This is a genomic window from Cellulomonas citrea (genome assembly GCF_009829685.1).
GTDB lineage: Bacteria > Actinomycetota > Actinomycetes > Actinomycetales > Cellulomonadaceae > Cellulomonas > Cellulomonas citrea.
The window spans coordinates 1-21216 of sequence record NZ_VWSD01000022.1; the positions used below are offsets into that span (position 1 = coordinate 1).

14 protein-coding genes are annotated in these 21216 nt (G+C 73.7%); 4 read left to right on the forward strand and 10 right to left on the reverse strand.

Annotated features, from left to right (window positions below; translation table 11 throughout):
• Window positions 1–193: 193 nt before the first annotated feature.
• The 3 genes from F2B26_RS04390 to F2B26_RS04400 all read left to right on the forward strand — a co-directional run bounded on the left by F2B26_RS04390 (window position 194) and on the right by F2B26_RS04400 (window position 4774).
• The gene (locus F2B26_RS04390; protein ID WP_159806836.1) at window positions 194–1408 is read left to right on the forward strand and encodes a HupE/UreJ family protein; all 1215 of its coding nucleotides are present in this window, start codon (window positions 194–196) and stop codon (window positions 1406–1408) included.
• A gap of 154 nt (window positions 1409–1562) precedes the next feature.
• Window positions 1563–3554, forward strand: a complete 1992-nt coding sequence (locus tag F2B26_RS04395; RefSeq protein WP_159806838.1) for a fibronectin type III domain-containing protein — start codon at window positions 1563–1565, stop codon at window positions 3552–3554.
• A 110-nt stretch (window positions 3555–3664) separates the two neighbouring features.
• A complete protein-coding gene (locus F2B26_RS04400) occupies window positions 3665–4774 on the forward strand; it encodes a WxL protein peptidoglycan domain-containing protein (RefSeq protein WP_159806840.1) in 1110 nt (369 codons plus the stop codon).
• Window positions 4775–4776: 2 nt separating this feature from the next.
• Here F2B26_RS04400 and F2B26_RS04405 read toward each other — a convergent pair whose 3' ends face one another.
• From F2B26_RS04405 to F2B26_RS04420, 4 genes are all read right to left on the reverse strand, one after another.
• The gene (locus F2B26_RS04405) at window positions 4777–6486 is read right to left on the reverse strand and encodes an alpha-glucosidase (protein ID WP_159806842.1); all 1710 of its coding nucleotides are present in this window, start codon (window positions 6484–6486) and stop codon (window positions 4777–4779) included.
• Window positions 6487–6570: 84 nt separating this feature from the next.
• Window positions 6571–7293: a M50 family metallopeptidase gene (locus F2B26_RS04410; RefSeq protein ID WP_201292603.1), complete on the reverse strand. Its 723-nt coding sequence runs from the start codon at window positions 7291–7293 to the stop codon at window positions 6571–6573.
• 40 nt (window positions 7294–7333) lie between these two features.
• Entirely contained in the window at window positions 7334–9196 is a 1863-nt protein-coding gene (gene ilvD, locus F2B26_RS04415; protein WP_159806844.1) for a dihydroxy-acid dehydratase, read from the reverse strand.
• A gap of 101 nt (window positions 9197–9297) precedes the next feature.
• Window positions 9298–10851, reverse strand: a complete 1554-nt coding sequence (locus F2B26_RS04420; RefSeq protein ID WP_159806846.1) for a peptide MFS transporter — start codon at window positions 10849–10851, stop codon at window positions 9298–9300.
• A gap of 111 nt (window positions 10852–10962) precedes the next feature.
• Between F2B26_RS04420 and F2B26_RS04425 the strand changes: the two genes are divergently transcribed.
• Entirely contained in the window at window positions 10963–12303 is a 1341-nt protein-coding gene (locus tag F2B26_RS04425) for a cryptochrome/photolyase family protein (RefSeq protein ID WP_159806848.1), read from the forward strand.
• A 22-nt stretch (window positions 12304–12325) separates the two neighbouring features.
• Here F2B26_RS04425 and F2B26_RS04430 read toward each other — a convergent pair whose 3' ends face one another.
• The 6 genes from F2B26_RS04430 to eccCa all read right to left on the reverse strand — a co-directional run bounded on the left by F2B26_RS04430 (window position 12326) and on the right by eccCa (window position 21215).
• Window positions 12326–13243, reverse strand: coding sequence for a 2-hydroxyacid dehydrogenase (locus tag F2B26_RS04430; protein WP_159806850.1), 918 nt, complete (start codon window positions 13241–13243; stop codon window positions 12326–12328).
• Window position 13244: 1 nt separating this feature from the next.
• Entirely contained in the window at window positions 13245–13790 is a 546-nt protein-coding gene (locus F2B26_RS04435) for a GNAT family N-acetyltransferase (protein WP_159806852.1), read from the reverse strand.
• A gap of 122 nt (window positions 13791–13912) precedes the next feature.
• Window positions 13913–15412 (reverse strand): Asp-tRNA(Asn)/Glu-tRNA(Gln) amidotransferase subunit GatB, encoded by a 1500-nt coding sequence (gatB, locus tag F2B26_RS04440; RefSeq protein ID WP_159806854.1) that lies wholly within the window; start codon window positions 15410–15412, stop codon window positions 13913–13915.
• Window positions 15409–16926: an Asp-tRNA(Asn)/Glu-tRNA(Gln) amidotransferase subunit GatA gene (gene gatA / locus F2B26_RS04445; protein ID WP_159806856.1), complete on the reverse strand. Its 1518-nt coding sequence runs from the start codon at window positions 16924–16926 to the stop codon at window positions 15409–15411. The genes gatB and gatA overlap by 4 nt, the downstream gene beginning before the upstream one ends.
• On the reverse strand, window positions 16923–17222 hold the full coding sequence (gatC, locus tag F2B26_RS04450) for an Asp-tRNA(Asn)/Glu-tRNA(Gln) amidotransferase subunit GatC (protein WP_159806858.1): 300 nt from the start codon (window positions 17220–17222) through the stop codon (window positions 16923–16925). The genes gatA and gatC overlap by 4 nt, the downstream gene beginning before the upstream one ends.
• Before the next feature lie 63 nt (window positions 17223–17285).
• Window positions 17286–21215, reverse strand: coding sequence for a type VII secretion protein EccCa (gene eccCa / locus F2B26_RS04455; protein WP_159806860.1), 3930 nt, complete (start codon window positions 21213–21215; stop codon window positions 17286–17288).
• Window position 21216 lies beyond the last annotated feature (1 nt).

A 21216-nucleotide genomic window follows, 5' to 3' on the forward strand; every position in this document is an offset into this window, starting at 1 on the left:
CCGGCGCGGACGGACCGGCGCGCGGCGCGCGGACGTCTCGGGGCAGGGAGCACGCGCCCTTCGTACCCCAGCCGGACGACCCGCGGCACCGCCCCCGCGGGACCGGCGACCAACCTTCCGCGGGCGTTCGTCAACGGTCCCTCCGGCGTTCACCCGGTCGGTGCAGATTGCGCGGGCCGACGGAAGGAACACCGTGCCCTCGCACCCCCGCCACCACCACGGGCTCGCCCTCGCCTGCGCGCTCGCCGCCCTGCTCGCCTGGTTCACCGCCAGCCCGGCCCAGGCCCACGGCTTCAGCTCGGTGGTCTACGCCACCGTCACCGCACCCGAGCGTGGCCACGTGCGCGCCGAGCTCGCCCTGGAGTACGACCTGCTCGTCGTCTCGGCCGCCGACGCCCAGCACGACGACGCGCTCTTCCAGGACGGCACCGCCGCGTTCGACGACGGCGACCCCACCGCCCAGGCCGGCGCCCTCGACGCCCATGCGGCCACCGTGCTCGGCTACGTCGCACCGCGGTTCACCGTGGCCTCCGGCGGCCAGGCCTGCACCCCCGCCCAGGTCGGGGACGTGACCGTCGCCCCACGCGACGGGGTGCCGTACGTGACGCTCGTGCTCGACCTCACCTGCCCGGTGGCCAGCGGGTCCCACGAGGTGACGAGCACCCTGTTCCCCGACACCGAGGGCTACGTGCGCGGCACCCGCACCATCGTCACCTACGACCTGGACCTGCAGCACGGCAGCGCCGCCCTCGACGCCGGCCAGCCGTCGTTCAGCACCGAGCAGTCCACCGTGGAGCGGTTCTGGGAGTTCTTCAAGCTCGGGGCCGAGCACCTGCTCGGCGGGCTCGACCACATCCTGTTCCTGCTCGCCGTCATCGCGGGCTCACGCCGGCTGCGTGAGATCGTGCTGGCCGCCACGACGTTCACGCTCGCCCACTCCGTGACCTTCATCCTCGCGGCCACCGGCCTCGTGCACGTCTCGGCCGCGTTCGTCGAGCCGACCATCGCGCTGTCGATCGCCGTGGTCGCGGGCTGGCACCTGTGGCAGATCCGCCGCCGCGGCGTGCACGCCGGGGAGCTCGAGGTCGCCGGCGGCCCGTTCAGCCTCGACCGCGCCGGGTGGGTGCGCCTCGGCGTCGTGTTCTGCTTCGGCCTCGTGCACGGGCTCGGGTTCGCCGGGGCGCTGGGCATCGACGAGCCGTGGTCCTGGGCGCTGCTGTGGTCGCTGCTCGTCTTCAACGTCGGGCTCGAGGTGGTGCAGCTGGGCATCATCGCGGTCGTCTTCCCGCTGCTGTCGCTGCTGCGCCACCGTTCGGCCCGGGCCGGGCTGTGGGCCACCGGCACCCTCTCGGCGGTCGTCGCCGCCATGGGCCTGCTCTGGTTCGTCGAACGGGTCACCGGGGCCTGACCCGACGGTCCGGCGGCTGCTGTTCGGACCTGCGCAACGTCCGAGCACCCACAGGGACGGCTCAGGTTCACCTCAGGAAGCGACATTGTCCGGGTTGCACCGCTTCACCCGTTTGAGCCAGGCCGCCCCTCGGACCACGAAGAACGGACCACGAATGACCTCCCACAGCACACCTCCCGGCGGGAGCTTCCAGCGAGGCTGCCGCCGCCTCGGCGTCGTCGCGCTCGGCGTCGCCCTCACCGTCGGCGGGTTCGCCGCCACCCCGGCCCTCGCCGACACCGCCCCGTCCGCCTCGACCGCCAGCGGGATCATCCTGGGCGTCGGCGCCGACGAGTCGCAGCGCATCGTCAGCTGGTACGCCTCGGCCGACACCGCGCAGGTCGTCCAGCTCGCCCCGACCGCCCAGGTCAACGGCGACACCTACCCGACCAGCGCGACCACGTTCGCCGCGTCCGGCTCGGCCAACGTCGCGGCCGGCACCGGCTACAACCGGCACGCCACGCTCACCGGCCTGGCGCAGAACACCGCCTACTCCTACCGGGTCGGCACCGACGGGGCCTGGTCCCCGACGTACACGTTCAGCACCCAGTCCTTCGAGGGCAACTACGACTTCCTGTTCTTCGGCGACCCGCAGATCGGCTCGTCCGGCGACGTCGCGAAGGACCAGGCGGGCTGGCAGGACACGCTCGACGTGGCCCTGTCCGCCAACCCGAAGGCCGAGCTGCTCGTCTCCGGCGGCGACCAGGTCGACGCCGCCAGCAACGAGACGCAGTGGAACGCCTTCCTCGCCCCCGACAAGCTGCGCCAGTATCCGTGGGCCGCCACCATCGGCAACCACGACGTGGGCGCCCGGGCCTACCAGCAGCACATGGTCACGCCCAACACCGACTACTCGGCCGGGCTGTACGCCAACGGGAACCCGTCCTCGAACACCTCGGGCGGTGACTACTGGTACATCTACAAGGACGTGCTGTTCATCGACCTCAACTCGAACAGCTACTCCACCGCGCAGGGCGGCGGCGGCGACGCGGCGCACATCGCCTACGTCACCCAGGTCGTGCACGACCACGGCGCAGCGGCCAAGTACACCGTGCTCGTCTACCACCACGCGATCTACTCCCCCGCCGACCACGCGAAGGACTCCGACAACAAGACCCGCCGGCTGGACTTCCCGACGGCGTTCTCCACCCTCGGTGTCGACCTCGTGCTGCAGGGCCACGACCACAGCTACTCCCGGTCGTACCTCATCAAGAACGGCGAGAAGGCCGACGCCACCGAGCAGCCCGGTGCCTCCGACGTCTTCGCCGGCCCCGGCGGGGTGCTCTACGTGACCGCCAACTCCGCATCGGGCTCGAAGTACTACGACCTCACGGCACCCGACTCGTCCGGCACCTCCGGCGCCGGCAACGGGGCGGACCCGCTCAACCCCGACAGCTACTGGTACAACTCGGTGGAGAACCAGGAGCACGTGCGCACCTACACCAAGGTCGAGGTCAAGGACGACGCCCTCGTCGTCGAGACCGTCCGCTCGGGCACCTGCGCCGCCCCGAACGCGGCCGTCGAGCGCGGCAAGGTGCTGTGGTGCGGCCCGGCCAACGGCTCCGCCCCGGCGCTGCCCGTCGGGTCCGTCGTCGACGCGGTCACGCTGCACCCCGACCACGGTGCCGGCCAGGACCTGCAGGTCGCCGTCCCCGAGGGCACGCCCGGCGAGTTCGGCTGGACGATCGACGGCCACAACTCCCTGGTCAACCTGGGCACGGCCGTCGAGCACGGGATCGACTACTTCCAGGCCTTCGGCCAGCTCAACCCGATCAGCGTGTCCGACACCCGGCGCACCCGCGCCCCGTGGTCGGTCTCGGCCTCGATCAGCGACTTCACCGACGGGTCCAAGACGTTCTCGGGCTCGTTCCTCGGCTGGACGCCCAAGGTCGTCCAGCCCGGCGGTGGCGCGACCGCGGCCGGTTCGGTCGGCTCCGGCTACGACGGCGGCAGCGGTCTGTCCACCTCGCAGGTGCTCGGCTCGGCCGTCCAGGGCCACGACCGCGGCACCGGCAAGCTGAGCGCCGACCTGGACCTCAAGGTCCCCGACAGCGTGGACGCCGGCAGCTACCGGGCCACGCTCACGATCACCGCCCTGAGCAGCTGACCAGGGCCTCGTGACCTGGTGGGGCGGGCGCCGGACGGCGCCCGCCCCACCAGGCGTCCCGCGGCGGCGCCGACGGCCCGCCTCCACGCCGCACCCGAAGGACCACCGCCATGCACGTGTCCCCCACCCGCCCCGGCGCCCTCGCCCGACTGGTCGGCACCGCCGTCGCGACCCTCCTGGTGATGTCGGGCGCCGGCACGGCCCTGGCGACCAGCGCAGCCGCCGACGAGGGCGACGTGGCCTGGTCGGTCCGCACGGTCTCCTCCCCGCTGGGCTCGAACCGCACGAGCTACAGCTACAACGTCGACCCCGGCGGCCACGTCGACGACGCGATGGTGGTGACCAACCACGGCACGGCCCCGCTCGACCTCGCGGTCTACGCCGCCGACGGGTTCACCGCGGACACCGGCACGCTCGACCTGGTCACCCAGGGGACGACCTCGACCGGGATCGGCGCCTGGGTGCGCACCGCCACGGCCACGGTGACGGTCCAGCCGGACGCGTCCGTCGAGGTCCCGTTCACCCTCGACGTGCCGGCCGGGGCCACCCCCGGCGACTACGCGGGCGGCGTCATCACCTCGCTCACCCAGCCCGACGCGGCCGCCGGGATCACCGTGGACCGCCGGCTCGGCATCAAGATCGCGCTGCGGGTCGGCGGTGCGCTCACCCCCGGCATGGCGGTGCAGGACGTCCACCTCAGCTACGCCGGCAGCACCAACCCGTTCGCGTCGGGCGACGCCACGCTCACCTACACGATCCGCAACACCGGCAACTCGCTGCTCTCGGCCCAGCAGGCCGCGACGGTGACCGGGCCGTTCGGCTGGTGGCCGACCGCCGCACCGCCGCTCGACGCCGCACCGCAGCTGCTGCCCGGTGAGTCCTGGACCGTCACCGTGCCGGTGCACGGGGTGCTGCCGTCGTTCCGGATCGCCGCGACGGCCACCCTCGTCCCCGTCGTCACCGACGCCTCGGGGTCCACCTCGACGCTGACCCCGGTGGCAGCCACGGCGCACACCTGGGCCGTGCCGTGGACCGCGGTCGCGCTCCTGCTGCTGCTCGTCGGCGCCGGGGTGGGCGCACCCGTCGTGCTGCGGCGGGTGCGCACGCGCCGCCACCAGCGCGAGGAGGCCCGCGTGCGCGAGGCTGTCGCCCAGGCGCTGCAGGAGCGCGACGTCACACCCGTCGGCGCCGGGGCCGAGCCGATGCAGGACGGCCGCTGAGCTCAGCCCCGCGGACGGAGCACCAGCGCCTCCCAGCCGCGCAGCCGCAGCGGGCCTGGTCCCGGGGCGACGGCGTCCGGGTGCGTCGCGTGCACCACCTCGGCGCCCTCGACCGGCACCCCCAGGTCCACCTCGACCGGTTCCGCACCGACGTTGACGGCCACGACCAGCAGGTCCGCCCCGAGCCGGCGGGTGAAGGCGTAGACCTGCTCGTGCTCCGGCAGCAGCATCGTGAAGTCGCCGAGGGCCACCGTCGGCTCGTCGTGCCGCAGCGCGATGAGCCGACGGTAGTGCGCGAGCACCGACGTCTCGTCCTGCCGCTGGGCGGCGGCGTTGATCCGCACGTGGTTCGGGTTGACGGTCAGCCACGGCTCCCCGGACGTGAAACCTGCGTTCGGGCCGGCGTCCCACTGCACCGGGGTCCGGGCGTTGTCCCGGCTGGTCGTCGCCAGACCCGCGAGCAGGTGCGCCTCGTCGACCAGGCCGAGGGCGCGCACCTGGGCGACGTAGTTGACCACCTCGATGTCCTGGTACTGCTCGACGGCGGTGAAGTGGGCGTTCGTCATGCCCAGCTCCTCCCCCTGGTACACGTACGGGGTGCCGCGGTGCAGGTGCAGCAGGGTGGCCAGGGCCTTGGCGCTGGCCGGCGACTCGTCGCCCCAGCGCGAGACCACCCGCGGCTGGTCGTGGTTGGACCAGTACAGCGAGTTCCAGCCGACCTCGCCCAGCCCGGCCTGCCAGCGGCCCAGCACCTCCTTGAGCTCGGTGAGCCGCACCGGCACCGGGTCGAACTTGCCGCCCGGGCCGCGGCCGAGGTCGACGTGCTCGAAGGCGAACACCATGTCGACCTCGCCGCGCGCCGGGTCGGTGAACGCCACGGCGTCGGCCAGGGTGACGCCCGGGGTCTCGCCGACGGTGAGCAGCTGCCCGCTGCGGCCGGCGAACACCTCCTCGTGCATCTCGTGCAGCAGCTCGTGGATGCGCGGCCCGCACGTGTAGTACGGGCTGCCGTCGCCCAGGCCGTCGACGCCCACCACCCCGTCCGGCAGCGAGGTCACCTTGGAGACGAGGTTGATGACATCCATCCGGAAGCCGTCGACACCGCGGTCGAGCCAGCGCCGCATCATCGCGTAGACCGCCTGGCGGACCTGCGGGTTCTCCCAGTTGAGGTCCGGCTGCTTGCGGCTGAACAGGTGCAGGTAGTACTCGCCCGTCGCCTCGTCGTACTGCCAGGCGGGGCCGGAGAAGAACGAGCGCCAGTTGGTCGGCTCGGCACCCGGGGCACCGGGGACGGTGCCGGGGCGCGCCGGCCGCCACCAGTACCAGTCGCGCCGCGGGTCGTCCGTCGCCGACCGCGACGCGGTGAACCACGGGTGCTCGTCGCTCGTGTGGTTGACCACGAGGTCCATGACGAGCTTGATCCCGCGCGCGTGCAGCGCCTCGATGAGCGCGTCGAGGTCGGCCAGCGAGCCGAACAGCGGGTCGACGTCGTCGTAGTCGCTGATGTCGTAGCCGTTGTCGTCCTGCGGCGAGCGGTAGATCGGCGACAGCCAGACGACGTCGACGCCGAGGTCGGCCAGGTGGTCGACGTGCTCGAGGATGCCGCGCAGGTCACCCACGCCGTCGCCGTCGGAGTCGGCGAAGGACCGGGGGTAGATCTGGTAGACGACCGCGCGGGTCCACCAGGGGGCGTCGTCGGGGCTGACAGTCACCGGATGATCCTCACACGGGCCTGTCGCTGCCGCGGACCTGCCCCGGCGGCCCAACCAGCGGCTCAACGGGGCAGGGGAAGCGGCTCAGCGGGGCACGGTGAGCAGCAGCCAGCGTCCGGCCAGCACCGCCGCACCGACCGTGACCAGGCCCAGCACCACCACCCAGAACCCGCCCGGCAGGTGGGTGAGCGCCCCGAGCTGCCCCGCGTCGGAGGTGTCCGCCCCACGGCGACGGCGCCGCGACGAGGCGAGCTCGAGCACCGCGCGCGGCGCGCCCAGCAGCAGCACCCAGGTGGCGAGCAGCGCGACGCACACCTGCAGCGTGACCGACCCCCACCCGGTGACCGCCACGAGGACGGCCCCCGAGACGAGCACCGCCCACAGCCCGTAGAGGTTGCGCACCTGGAGCAGCACGAGCACGAGGAGCAGCAGGAGCAACCACAGCGCCCCGACGGCATACCCCCGGGAGACCAGCCACGCGACGGCGACCCCTAGCACCGCGGGTGCGGTGTACCCCGCGAGCAGCGTCGCGACCATGCCCGGGCCGCGCGCCGGCCCCCGCGTCGTGGTCAGCCCCGAGGTGTCCGAGTGCACCCGGATCCCGGACAGCCGCCGCCCGACGAGGACGGCGACACCCGCGTGCCCGGCCTCGTGCACGATCGTGACGAGGTGGCGCACCGTGTGCCAGGCCGTCGGCACCGCCAGGACCAGCACCGCGGCACCCGCCGTGGCGAGCACGAGCGTGAGCGACGGCGCAGGCTGGGCGGACGTGACGGTCCGCCACAGGTGGGTCAACCAGTCGGGCACCGGACCGCCTCAGCGTGCGTGCGGCCCACGGACCGCCCCGTCACCGGCGCTTGATGAGCGACACGTCGCGCACCGCACCGCGGTCGGCCGACGTCGCCATCGCGGCGTACGCCTGCAGCGCGGGCGAGACGTAGCGGTCGCGGTCGACGGGCTGCCACGGGTTCTCCGAAGCCTCCATCTTCGCCCGGCGCGCGGCCAGCACCTCGTCGCTCACGTTGAGCCGGATGAGCCGGGACTCGACGTCGATCTCGATCTCGTCGCCGTCCTCGACCAGGCCGATCGTGCCGCCGGCCGCGGCCTCCGGGGAGACGTGCCCCACCGAGATGCCGGACGAGCCGCCGGAGAACCGCCCGTCGGTGATGAGCGCGCACACCTTGCCCAGGCCGCGGCCCTTGATGAACGACGTCGGGTAGAGCATCTCCTGCATGCCGGGGCCGCCGGACGGGCCCTCGTAGCGCACGACGACGACGTGCCCGGGCTCGACCTGCTTGGTGAGGATCTTCTCGACCGCCTGCTCCTGCGACTCGCAGACCAGCGCCCGCCCGACGAAGTGGAAGACGTCCGGGTCGATACCGGCGGTCTTGATGACGGCGCCGTCGACCGCGAGGTTGCCGCGCAGCACCGCCAGCCCGCCCTCGACCGTGTAGGCGTGCGCGACGTCGCGGATGCAGCCGTTCGCGGCATCGGTGTCGAGCGACTCCCACCGGTTGGAGGTGGAGAACGCCTGCGTGGTGCGCACCCCGCCGGGCGCGGCGTGGAACAGCTCGACCGCCTGGTCGGTGACCTTGCCGCCGCGCACGTCCCAGGCGTCCAGCCAGGCCCGCAGCGTCGGGGTGTGCACGCTGGTGACGTCGTGGTCGAGCAGACCGCCGCGGTCCAGCTCGCCGAGCAGCGCGGGGATGCCGCCCGCGCGGTGCACGTCCTCCATGTGGAAGTTCGGGTGGTTCGGGGCCACCTTCGACAGGCAGGGCACCCGGCGGCTGATCGCGTCGATGTCGGCGAGCGTGAACTCGACCTGGGCCTCCTGCGCCGCGGCCAGGATGTGCAGCACCGTGTTGGTGGAGCCACCCATCGCGACGTCGAGGGTCATCGCGTTGCTGAACGCGGCCTTGGTGACGATGCCGCGCGGGGCCGCCGTGTCGTCCTCGTCCTCGTAGTAGCGCCGGGCCAGGTCGACGATGGTGCGCCCGGCCTGCAGGAACAGCTCGCGGCGGGCGGTGTGCGTGGCCAACGTCGAGCCGTTGCCCGGCAGCGACAGGCCGAGGGCCTCGGTGAGGCAGTTCATCGAGTTGGCGGTGAACATGCCCGAGCACGAGCCGCACGTCGGACAGGCGTTCTCCTCGACCCGGCCGAGGGAGGCGTCGGACACGTTGTCGTCGGCCGAGTAGTTGATCGCGTTGATGAGGTTGAGGTGGGTGCTCGCGACGCCGTCGGCCACGACCGCCTTGCCGGCCTCCATCGGGCCGCCGGAGACGAAGACCGTCGGGATGTTCAGCCGCAGCGCCGCGTTGAGCATGCCCGGGGTGATCTTGTCGCAGTTGGAGATGCACACGAGGGCGTCGGCGGTGTGCGCGTTCACCATGTACTCGACCGAGTCGGCGATGAGGTCGCGGCTGGGCAGCGAGTAGAGCATGCCGCCGTGGCCCATCGCGATGCCGTCGTCGACCGCGATGGTGTTGAACTCCTTGGCGACCCCGCCGGCCTCCCGGATGGCCGAGGCGACGAGCTCGCCCATGTCCTTGAGGTGCACGTGCCCGGGCACGAACTGGGTGAACGAGTTGGCGATCGCGATGATCGGCTTGCCGAAGTCCTCGGCACCCATGCCGGTGGCACGCCACAGGGCGCGGGCACCGGCCATGTTGCGGCCATCGGTCGACGTACGAGAGCGCAGCGGACGGCTCATCGTGGGCACTCCTTCACGGGACGGCCACCGCGCGGTGGCGACGGTTCACCGTACGTCGAGCCACGCCGCGTTGGCGGCGGCGTCCGACGTGTGATCGGGCCTCAGCCCTGCCCGGCCGCGTCGACGACGTCCTGACCAGCGCGGATCTGCCGCGTGACCCACGGCGCGAGCAGCGCCATCGCACCGGCGACGACGAGCGCGGCAGCACCGGTCCAGCCGAAGAACTGCGCCGGACCGGCCTGCGGGATCGCGCCGATCACCTGGGACGTGATCGCGTCGCCGGCCGCGGTCGCCAGGAACCACAGCGCCATCGCCTGCCCGCGGAAGGCCCGGGGCGCCAGCAGCGTGGTGGCCGCCAGGCCCACCGGCGACAGGCACAGCTCGCCGAGGGTCTGCACCAGGTAGACCACGACGAGCACCCAGGCCGGGGTGCGCCCACCGTCCGCGAGCCACGACATGAGCGCGAGGAACAAGAACGAGACGGCCGCGAACGCCAGGCCGATCGCGAACTTGACGGCCGTCGGCGGGCGGTCGCCCAGCCGCACCCACAGCCAGGCGAACACCGGTGCGAGCGCGATGATCGCCGCGGGGCCGACCGACTGGAACAGCTCGGGCGAGATGCCGATGCCGAACAGGGTGAGGTCGGTGTGGTCGCGCGCGTACGCCGACAGCGTGGACGAGGCCTGCTCGGCGATCATCCAGAAGAACACCGCCGCGACGAACAGCGGGACGTAGGCCCGCAGCCGGGTGCGCTCGGCCGCGGTCACCTTGGGCGAGCGGAACATCACGACGAGCGTGGCCACCGGTGCCCCGATCGCCAGGTAGGCGAGGGCGTTGATCGCCACCGACAGCCCGACCGGACCGCTCGACCCGCTGTCGAGCGCGAACCAGCCGGCCACGGCCGCGAGCGCGGTGCCCAGTGCCACCCAGCCCACCAGCCGCACCACCGCGGGGCCGTCGGCCCGGGTGAGCCGGTTCGGCACCTCCAGCCCTGCGCTGCCCAGCAACCGGTGCCCGGCGACGTAGAACACGAGCGCGATCGCCATGCCGACCGCCGCCACCGCGAACCCCGCGTGGTAACCGCCCGCCGCCCGCGCGGCACCGACGACGATCGGGGCCGCGAGCGCACCGATGTTGATGCCCATGTAGAAGATCGAGAACGCCGAGTCGCGCCGCGGGTCGTCCTGGCCGTACAGCTGGCCGACCATGCTCGACACGTTGGGCTTGAGCAGCCCGGTGCCCAGGGCGACGAGCACGATGCCGACGTAGGCGGTCGCATGGCCCGGCAGCGCGAGGAACACGTGACCGGAGGCGATGACGACCCCGCCGTACAGCACCGAGCGGCGGGCGCCGATGACGCGGTCGGCCATCCAGCCACCGAGCACCGACAGCAGGTACACCGCCGAGCCGTAGACGGCGACGAGGGCCGTCCCGGTCGCCTGGTCGAGCCCGAGCCCGTCGTTCGCCGCCGTGTCGGTGACGAAGTAGAGCAGGATCGCCCGCATGCCGTAGAAGCTGAACCGCTCCCACAGCTCGGTGTTGAACAGCGTCACCAGCCCGAGCGGGTGGCCGAGGAACGTGCGCGGGGCCCGCTGCGGGGCGTCAGCCGAGGTCACCGCCCTATGGTGGCGGTCGGGGCGGTCAGATGCACGCATCCGCACCCGACCGTCACCCACTCGTTCCGGACGCGGGCCCGCCCGCCCCGGCGCACCTCCCGCCGCGACGGCCACCGGGCGGGCCCGCACGGCGCGGGCTACCGTCACGGCGTGCCGACCATCCTGTGGCTGCGCCGCGACCTGCGACTGCACGACAACCCCGCGCTGCTGGCGGCGGTCGCGGACGCCGACGACGGCCAGGTGGTGCCGCTCGTCGTCGTCGACCGACGGCTGTGGTCCCTCGATGCCGCACCTCGCCTGGAGTACCTGCGGCGGTCCTGGCAGCGTCTCGACGAGGACCTGGGCGGCGCGCTCGTGGTGCGCAGCGGCGACCCCGTCGACGTGGTGCCGGCGCTCGCGCGGCAGGTGCAGGCCCGGGCGGTGCACGTCGCCGCTGCGACCGAGCCCTACGGCCGGCGCCGGGACGCGGCCGTCGCCACGGCGCTCGGGGCCGTGCCGCTGCGCGCGACGGGGTCGCCGTACGCCGTCGGCCCCGGCTTGCTGCGGACGGGGGCCGGCACGGCGTACCAGGTGTTCACGCCGTACCTGCGCGCCTGGACGGCGCACGGGTGGCCGGCACCGGCGCCCGACCCCGGGCCCGTGTCCTGGCTGCGGGTACCGGGTGAGCCGCTGCCGACGGCGCCGTCGGCGCCGGCGCGGTTGCCCCCGGCCGGTGAGCGCGCGGCCCGTGCCCGCTGGGCCGAGTTCGTCGCCGACGGGCTGCACCGCTACGCCCGCGACCGAGACCGGGCCGACCTGCCCGGCACGTCACGCCTGTCCGCGGCGCTGCGGTTCGGTGAGCTGCACCCGCGCACGCTGCTCGCCGACCTGGCCGGCGAGGACCCCGACGTGGTCCGGTTCCGCACCCAGCTCGCGTGGCGCGAGTTCCACGCCGATGTGCTGTGGCACCAGCCGCGGTCCGCGCACGAGTCGCTGCGCGCCCAGGTGCCGGACGACGCCTGGGTCACCGGTGCGGCCGAGCGCACCGCGCTCACGGCCTGGGCCGACGGGCGCACCGGCTACCCGTACGTCGACGCCGGGATGCGCCAGCTGCGGGCCGAGGGGTGGCTGCCCGGTCGGGTCCGGATGGCGGTCGCGTCGTTCCTGGTCAAGGACCTGCACGTGCGCTGGCAGCGCGGTGCCGCGTGGTTCGCCGCGCGGCTGGTGGACGCCGAGCCGGCCAACAACCAGCTGAGCTGGCAGTGGGTGGCCGGCACCGGGCTGGACGCCGCGCCGTACGTGCGGGTGTTCAACCCGGTGACGCAGGGGCTGCGGTTCGACCCCGACGGGGACTACGTGCGCCGTTGGGTGCCCGAGCTCGCCGGGGTGCCGGGTCCGGTGGTGCACCGGCCGTGGCTGCTCGACCCGCCGCCGGCCGGGTACCCGGCCCCGATGGTCGACCATGCGGCCGAACGGCTCGTCACGCTGGAGGCCGCCGCGCGGCTGCGCTGAGCCGTCCGCCGCACGGCCCGGCTCAGGTGCGGGCGACCACGTTCTCCGGCTCGCGGCCGGCCAGCAGGTTCTCGAGCTGCCGCGCGACCAGCGCCGCGACCCGCGGGTAGGTGGCGTCGGAGTTGCCGCCCTGGTGGGCCGTGATGAGCAGGTTCGGTGCGTGCCACAGCGGGTGGTCGGACGGCAGCGGTTCGGGGTCCGTCACGTCGAGGGCCGCACGCAGCCGCCCGGCGGACAGCTCGGCGAGCAGCGCCTGCGTGTCCAGCACCTTGCCGCGCGCCACGTTGACCACGAGCGCGCCGTCCGGCAGCAACGCGAGGCGTCGGGCGTCGAGCAGGTGGTAGGTGGTGCGGTCCAGCGGCACGGTGAGCACGACGACGTCGGCCTGCGGCAGCAGGACGTCCAGGTCAGCCACCGACCGGACCGAGCCGCGGGCAGTGCGGGCGACCTGGGTGAGCTGCACCTCGAACGGTGCGAGCCGGGCCGCCACCGCCTCGGCCACCGACCCGGCGCCCACGAGCAGCACCCGGCGGTCGGCCAACGAGGGCAGCTCGGGGTTCGCCCAGCGGCCCTCGGTCATCGCCCGGGCCGCGTCCACCAGGCCGCGCTGGGCCGCGAGCACGAGACCGACGGCCAGCTCGGCGGTGCCGGCCGAGTGCACCCCACGCCCGTTGCACACCGTCACCCCCGCGGGCACGTGCGGCAGGGCGTGCTCGAACCCCGCCGACGGCAGCTGGACGTATCGCAGATTCGGCAGGTCACGTAGCCGCGTGTAGCGGTCGGGCGTCGTCCAGTAGTGCCCGATGACCACCATGGACACGCGTGCGGCGAGCTCGGCGTCCAGCGCGTCGCGCAGGTCCCAGCGCACGAGCTCGACGCGGTCCGCCAGCCCGGACAGCCGATCGAGCAGGTCCTCGTCGGGGACGGTGACGGTGAGCACGTCAGGCGACCCGCCCGGACCGGTACTCGTCCTCGAGGATGCCCATGAGCACGGCGTCGCACCAGCGGTCGCCGTCCAGGTGCGCCTGCCGCAGCCGGCCCTCGACGACGAACCCGACGTTCTCGTAGATCGCCTTGGCCCGGGTGTTGATCGACAGCACCTCCAGCCCGACCCGGTGCAGCCCGAGCCCGTCGAACGCCAGGCCGAGCACCAGCTCGATCGCCTCGGTGCCGTAGCCGCGCCCCCGGTACGCCGGCCGCATCGCCAGCCGCAGGTTCGCCGAGCGGACGTGCCGGTCGATCCGGTCGAGCACGATCTCGCCGAGGTAGTCGTCGCTGCCGGGCATGGTGACGGCCAGGTCGATGCGGTCGTTCGCCGAGGCGACGTGCCCCACCCAGTCGCGCACCTCACGCCGCGTGTAGATGGTGGTGACACCGGTGAGGCGCTGCCCCTCCGGGTCGTTGACCGTCTCGAGGATCGCCTCGACGTCACGCGCCGCGAGCGGTCGCAGCACCAGCATCTCGCCGGTCAGTGTCGGCTTGTCCATCCCTGCTCCTCGTGCCGGCCGGGCGCACCGTGCGGCGCCACCCGCCGCGCGATGCTACGCACCCGGTGTGACGGCCAGGTTGCGGCCGGGCGCACGCGATGTGGCCCGGCGCACCCGTGTGGTCAGGCCTGGACGCGCTCGAGCACCAGCTCGCGCACCCGCGCCGCGTCGGCCTGCCCCCGGGTGGCCTTCATCACCGCGCCGATGATCGCGCCGACCGGGCCCAGGTTGCCGCCGCGGACCTTGGCGGCCACGTCGGGCTGGGCGGCGAGCGCCGCGTCGATCGCCTCGAGCAGCGGACCGTCGTCGGAGACGACCTCCAGACCGCGCGCGACGAGCACCTGCTCGGGGTCGCCCTCACCGGCCAGCACACCCTCGAGCACCTGGCGGGCCAGCTTGTCGGTGAGCCGGCCGGCGTCGACCAGCCGCTGCAGCGCACCGATCTGCTCCGGCGTGATCGGCAGGTCGCCGAGGTCGACCTCCTGGGTCTTCGCGGTGCGGGCCAGCTCGCCCATCCACCACTTGCGCGCGGCGGCCGGGCTCGCACCGGCGGCGACGGTCGCCTCGATGAGGTCGAGCGCCCCGGCGTTGACCACGTCGCGCATCTCCGGCTCGGCGTAGCCCCACTCGTCGGTGAGCCGACGACGACGGGCGGCCGGCAGCTCGGGCAGGGACAGCCGGATCTGCTCGATCCAGGCCGGGTCGCACACGATCGGCACCAGGTCGGGCTCGGGCATGTACCGGTAGTCCTCGGCGTCGGACTTCACGCGGCCGGCGCTCGTGATGCCCCGGTCCTCGTGCCAGTGCCGGGTCTCCTGCACGATCGTGCCGCCGGCGTCGAGGATCGCCGCCTGCCGGCTGATCTCGTAGCGCACGGCCCGCTCGATCGACCGGAACGAGTTCACGTTCTTCGTCTCGGTGCGGGTGCCCAGCGGCGCGTCCGGCGTGGGGCGCAGCGACACGTTGACGTCGGCGCGCACGTTGCCGCGCTCCATCCGTGCCTCCGAGACGCCGAGCGCCCGGAACATGTCGCGCAGCGTCTGCACGTAGGCGCGGGCCACCTCGGGCGCCAGGGCGCCGGCCCCGACGATCGGCCGCGTGACGATCTCGACGAGCGGCACCCCGGCCCGGTTGTAGTCGACGAGGGAGTAGGTGGCGCCGTGGATGCGCCCGCCCTGCCCGCCGACGTGGGTGTTCTTGCCCGCGTCCTCCTCCATGTGCGCGCGCTCGATGGCCACCGTGAACGGTGTGCCGTCCGCCAGCTCGATGTCGACGTGACCGTCGGCGGCGATGGGCTCGTCGTACTGGGAGGTCTGGAAGTTCTTCGTGAGGTCCGGGTAGAAGTAGTGCTTGCGGGCGAACCGGCAGGACGGCGCGATCGAGCAGCCGAGCGCCAGGCCGATCCGCACGGCGTACTCCACGGCCGTGCCGTTGACCACGGGCAGCGCACCGGGCAGGCCCAGGCTCACCGGGGTGATCTGGGTGTTCGGCTCGTCGCCGAACGACTGCTCGGCCCCGTCGAACATCTTGGTGACGGTGCCCAGCTCGACGTGCACCTCGAGCCCGATGACCGGGTCGTAGCGCCGCACGGCCTCGTCGTAGTCGACCAGGGTGTCGCTCATCGGTTCGTCTCCAGCTCCGGGGCCTGCTCCAGCAACGGACCACCCCACCGTTCCTCCAGAGCGGCCTCCAGCGCGGCACCGATCCGGTACAGCCGGTCGTCGGCGCGGGCCGGGGCGATCACCTGGAACCCGACCGGCAGCCCGTCGTCGCTCAGCCCGGACGGCACCGAGATGCCGGGCACCCCGGCGAGGTTGACCGGGATGGTCGCCACGTCGTTGAGGTACATGGCCAGCGGGTCGTCGAGCTTCTCTCCCAGCCGGAACGCCGTGGTCGGCGCCGTCGGCGAGACCAGCACGTCGACCTGGGCGAACGCGGCGGCGAAGTCGCGCTGGATGAGCGTGCGGACCTTCTGCGCCGAGCCGTAGTAGGCGTCGTAGTACCCGGCGGACAGGGCGTAGGTGCCCAGGATGATGCGGCGCTTGACCTCGTCGCCGAACCCGGCACCGCGCGTGGCGGCCATGACGCGCTCGGCCGTGACCGGACCCTCGGAGGGCTCGACGCGCAGGCCGAACCGCATCCCGTCGAACTTGGCCAGGTTGCTGCTCGCCTCGGCCGGCAGGATGAGGTAGTAGGCCGCGAGCGCGTAGTCGAAGTGCGGGCAGGAGACCTCGACCACCTCGGCGCCGGCCGCCTGGAGCAGCTCGAGCGACTCGGTGAACCGGGCCAGCACACCGGGCTGGTAGCCCTCGCCGCCCAGCTCGCGCACCACGCCGATGCGCACCCCGGACAGGTCGCCGGCGGCACCCAGCCGGGCCGCGCCGACGAGGTCCGGCACCGGGTCTGTGAGCGAGGTGGAGTCGAGCGGGTCGTGCCCGCCGATGAGCTCGTGCAGCAGCGCCGCGTCGAGCACGGTGCGGGTCACCGGACCGGCCTGGTCCAGGCTCGAGGCCAGGGCGATGAGGCCGTACCGGGACACCGAGCCGTACGTCGGCTTCACGCCCACCGTGCCGGTGACGGCCGCGGGCTGGCGGATCGAGCCGCCGGTGTCGGTGCCGATGGCCAGCGGGGCCTCGTAGGCGCCCACGGCCGCGGCCGACCCGCCCCCGGAGCCCCCGGGGATGCGGGTGAGGTCCCACGGGTTGTGCGTGTTGCCGTACGCCGAGTGCTCGGTCGAGCTGCCCATGGCGAACTCGTCCATGTTGGTCTTGCCGAGGATGGGCAGCCCGGCGGCCTTGAGCCGGCTCACCAGGGTCGCGTCGTACGGAGGCACCCAGCCCTCGAGGATCTTCGAGCCGGCCGTGGTCGGCAGCCCGCGGGTGACGACGACGTCCTTGACCGCGATCGGCACCCCGGCGAGCGGGTGCAGGTCCTCGCCCGCGGCCCGCGCCTTGTCGACGCCCGCTGCGGTGGCCAGCGCCTGCTCATCGCTCACGTGCAGGTAGGCGTGCACGTCGCCGTCCACCGCGGCGATCCGGTCGAGGTGGGCGCGGGTGACCTCCACGCTGGAGACGTCACCGCGGGCCAGCGCCTGGGAGAGCGTCGCGGCGGACAGCCGCACGAGGTCGGCGCTCATGCCTCCTCCCCCAGGATCTGCGGCACGAGGAACTTGCCGTCGAGCGCGGCCGGGGCGCCGGCCAGCACCTCGTCGCGGTCCAGCGGGGCGACCGGCACGTCGGCCCGGAACACGTTCGACAGCGGCAGCGGGTGGCTGGTCGCCGGGACGTCCGGGGTGGCGACCTCGGACACCCGGGTGACCGACTGGACGATCACCTCGAGCTCACCGGCCAACCGGTCCAGCTCGGTGGGGCTCAAGTCGATCCTGGCGAGCGCCGCGACGCGCGCGACCTCGTCTCGGGAGAGGGTGGCCATGGCTGTCAGTCTACCGGCGGGGCGAGGTCGGCAGGCCGAGCCCCAGGTCACCGGCCGGGCTTCTCACTCGTGCCGGGAGGGGGCGAACGCGAGCTGGCCGGTGAACAGACCGCGCTCGCGGCTGACCACCTGGACCCGGCCGGGCGGTGCGTGCACGGGGCGCACCCGACCGATGAGCTGCCCCTCGTCCGGGTTGCCGGACAGCAGCATGCCGGTCGCGCCCAGATCGGACAGCCGCTGCAGCACCGGGTCGTACAGCGCGCGGCCGGCCCCGCCGGAGTGCCGCGCCACCACGAGGTGCAGCCCCAGGTCACCGGCCTGCGCGAGCAGCGGGACGAGCGGTGTCAGCGGGTTGCCCTGCGAGGTGGAGACCAGGTCGTAGTCGTCGACCAGCACGAAGCCCTCGGCCCCCGACCACCACGACCGGGTGCGCAGCTGCTCGGGGGTGAGGTCCGGGCCCGGGATCCGGGTGCCGAAGAACGCCGCGAGGTCGGCCATCCCGCCGGCAGCGAGCTGGTGGGAGGTGAGGTAGGCACCGAGGTAGTCCCGGTCGATCTCGTCGAGCAGCGCCCGCCGGTAGTCGACGACGAAGATCTTCGCCTGCTGCGGGGTGTAGAGCCGCTGGACCTCGGCGGCGTAGGCCCGCAGCATCGAGGACTTGCCGGAGTCGGACTCCCCGAACACGTACAGGTGCGGCTCGGTGCGCGGGTCCAGGCCGAACGGCGCGAGGGCCGCCTCGTCGACCCCCAGCAGGATGCGCCCGTCGTCCGGGCCTGCCTGGTCGCGCACCTGGGCCAGCGACACCCGGTCGGGCAGCAGCCGCAGCTTGGGGCCGGCCGGGCCGGTCCACGCCGCGGACACCTTCGCCACCAGGTCGGCGACCCCGTCGGCCAGGCTGCCCGCCTCGCCCGAGCCGTCCACCCGGGGCAGCGCCGCCAGGGTGTGCAGCCGGGCCGGGCTCAGCCCACGCCCGGGGGCGGACGCGGGCACGTTGACGGCCGCCTTGCGGTCGAGCTCAGAGTCCGCCGGGTCGCCCAGGCGCAGCTCGAGCCGGGACCCGATGAGGTCCTTGACCTGCGGGCGCACCTCCATCCAGCGGGACGCGCTCAGCATGAGGTGGACCCCGTAGGTGAGGCCCCGGGCCGCGATGGCCTGCACCGCGGCCTCGAGCGCCTCGAAGTCGGAGCGCAGCGTCGCCCAGCCGTCGACGACGAGGAACACGTCGCCCCAGCCGTCGTCCAGCTCACCGGCGGCCCGCCGCTGCCGGTAGGAGTCGACGGACTCCACGCCGTGCGCGAGGAAGTAGGCCTCCCGCGCGTCGATGATCGAGGTCACCTCGGCGACCGTGCGGCGCACGATGTCGGGCTCCGACCGGGTGGCCAGACCCGCCAGGTGCGGCAGCCCGCGCAACCCGGCGAACGAGCCGCCACCGAAGTCCAGCACGTAGAACTGCACCTCACGGGGGGTGCTGGTGAGGGCGAGCGCCGCCACGGTGGTGCGCAGCAGGGTGCTCTTGCCGGACAGCGGGCGCCCGACGACGGCCAGGTGACCGGCCGACCCGGCCAGGTCGAGCCGCAGCGGCTCGCGACGTTGCTCGAGCGGGACGTCGACCACCCCGACCGGGACGGTGAACGCACCGGCGGCCCGCCAGCCGGGCGAGACGAGGCCCAGCCGGGGGTCGGCCACGAGGTCGCCGAACAGCCGGTCGAGGCTCTCGGGCACCTCGAGCGGCGGCAGCCACACCCGGTGCGCCGCCGGGCCGCGTCCGCGCATCCGCTCGACCGCGGTCTCGAACATGGTGCGTCCGTCGGCCGGCACCGCCGCGACGGCCGCAGCGGGCTGCTCGACCTCCCGGACCGGCACGGCCGCGGCGGTGAACAGCTCGATCCGGGCGACCTCGGCGCGCGCACCGTCCCCGGTCGGCGTGCCCGCGCGCCCCGGCAGGGCCCCGGACACGTACGCGGCCTTGAACTGCACCATCGAGTCCGTGCCGACCTTGAGGTAGCCGACGCCGGGCTCGCGGGGCAGGTCCACCGCATCGGGGACGCCGAGCACCGCCCGAGACTCCGCACCCGAGAAGGTCCGCAGACCGACCCGGTAGGACAGGTAGGTGTCCAGCCCGCGCAGCTTGCCCTCCTCCAGCCGCTGGGACGCCATGAGCAGGTGCACGTGCAGCGACCGGCCGACCCGGCCGATGTTGACGAACGAGTCGACGAACTCGGGCTTGGCCGCCAGCAGCTCGGAGAACTCGTCGACCACGACGAGCAGCGCCGGCAGCGGTTCGAGGTCGGTGCGCCCGGCCTGGCGCGCCGCCTCGTAGTCCCCGACGTTCGCGAGGTTCCCGGCGGCGCGCAGCACCTCCTGGCGGCGGACGATCTCGCCCTGCAGGGCGTCCTGGAACCGGTCGACGAGCGACAGCTCCTGGCCGAGGTTGGTGATGATCGCCGAGACGTGCGGCATCCCCGCCATCCCGGCGAAGGTCGCACCGCCCTTGAAGTCGACGAGGACGAAGTTGAGCTGCTCGGGCGAGTGGGTGAGCGCGAGGGCGAGCACGAGCGTGCGCAGCACCTCGGACTTGCCCGAGCCGGTGGCCCCGATGAGCACGCCGTGCGGCCCCATGCCCTGCTGCGCCGACTCCTTGAGGTCGAGCACGAGCGGGGCGCCGTTCGTGTCCTGGCCGATCGGCACGCGCAGCCGGTCGCGTTCCAGCCGCCGGCGCCAGGCCACGTCGAGGTCGATGTCACGCACGTCCGGCAGCCCGAGCAGGTCGGTGAGGTCGAGCTGGACGGTGCCGCGTCCTTCGACGGCGGCCGGGCCGGCGTACAGCGGCATGAGCCGACGGGCGGTGGCCTCGGCCTCGGCCTCGCTGCAGGTGTCCGGGGTGAACGCACGGACCGCGTCGCCCAGCGCGACGACCTCACCGGTGCCGGTCGCGGCGTCCAGCGCGAGCCGCACGGTGTCCGACTCCTCGAGGGCGCCCCAGCGCGCGGGCAGGTCGAGCACCGTGACCCCGTCGACCCCGTCGGCCCGGAACACCGGGTCGTGCACGGGGCGCGGCACACCGTCGACGACGACGAGCACGTGCGGCGAACGACCGGTGCCCCCGGTGAAGCGAGGACGGGCCGACAGCTCGGTGGGCAGCAGCCGGGCGAGCTCGTCGAAGGAGCTCACGATCATCCGGGCCGGGCCGATGCCGTCCTGCACGCGCCGCGAGTGCGTGTGCGGCAGCCACTTGGCCCACTCCCAGCGCGGCAGCGTCGCAGCGTCGGCGACCACCGCGACCACGAGGTTCTCCGGGTGGTGCGCCGTCGCGGCCCCGATCACCATGGCGCGGGCGAGGCCGCGCACCTCGGTCTCGCCCCCGGTGACCTCGACCCGGGCGTAGCGCGACAGCGGCAGCGCGAGCGGCAGGTCGGGCTGCAGCTCGTGGGTGAGCATGAAGCGGTGCGCGGCCGAGGCGCAGACCGGGTCGAGCTGGGCCAGCGGCGGCAGGTCCGGCGCCTGCAGGGTGAGGCACAGCGGCTGCTCGCTCACCCCGATCCGCACGTCGAGGAAGTCCGGGTCGGCCGGGCCGCGCTCCCAGACCCGGGTGCGGTCCTCGGCCAGGTACACCAGGGTCGCGGGCGCGGGGTTGCGCCAGTTGCCGGCCCGACGCTGCTGACGTGCGGCGACCCGCACGGTGGCCCGCAGGTCCGTGAGATAGGTGAGGTACTCCCGCCGCGCGTCGACCACCTGGGCCGAGCGCTGCGCCCGCTGCCGCCAGCCGTTCGCCGCGACGAAGCCCAGCGAGGACAGCAGGAACATCCCGCCGGTGAGCAGGCCGGTGGTGCCCGAGTTGGTCATCGTCACCATGACGATCGCCCCGACGCTGCCCAGCATCGGCAGCATCGAGGTGAGCAGGGAGCTGGTGCCGTCGCTCGCCGAGAGCTCGGGCGGCGCCTGCAGCGTGACGACGCCGGACGGGACCCGCGGAGGTGCCAGACGTGAGGCCATC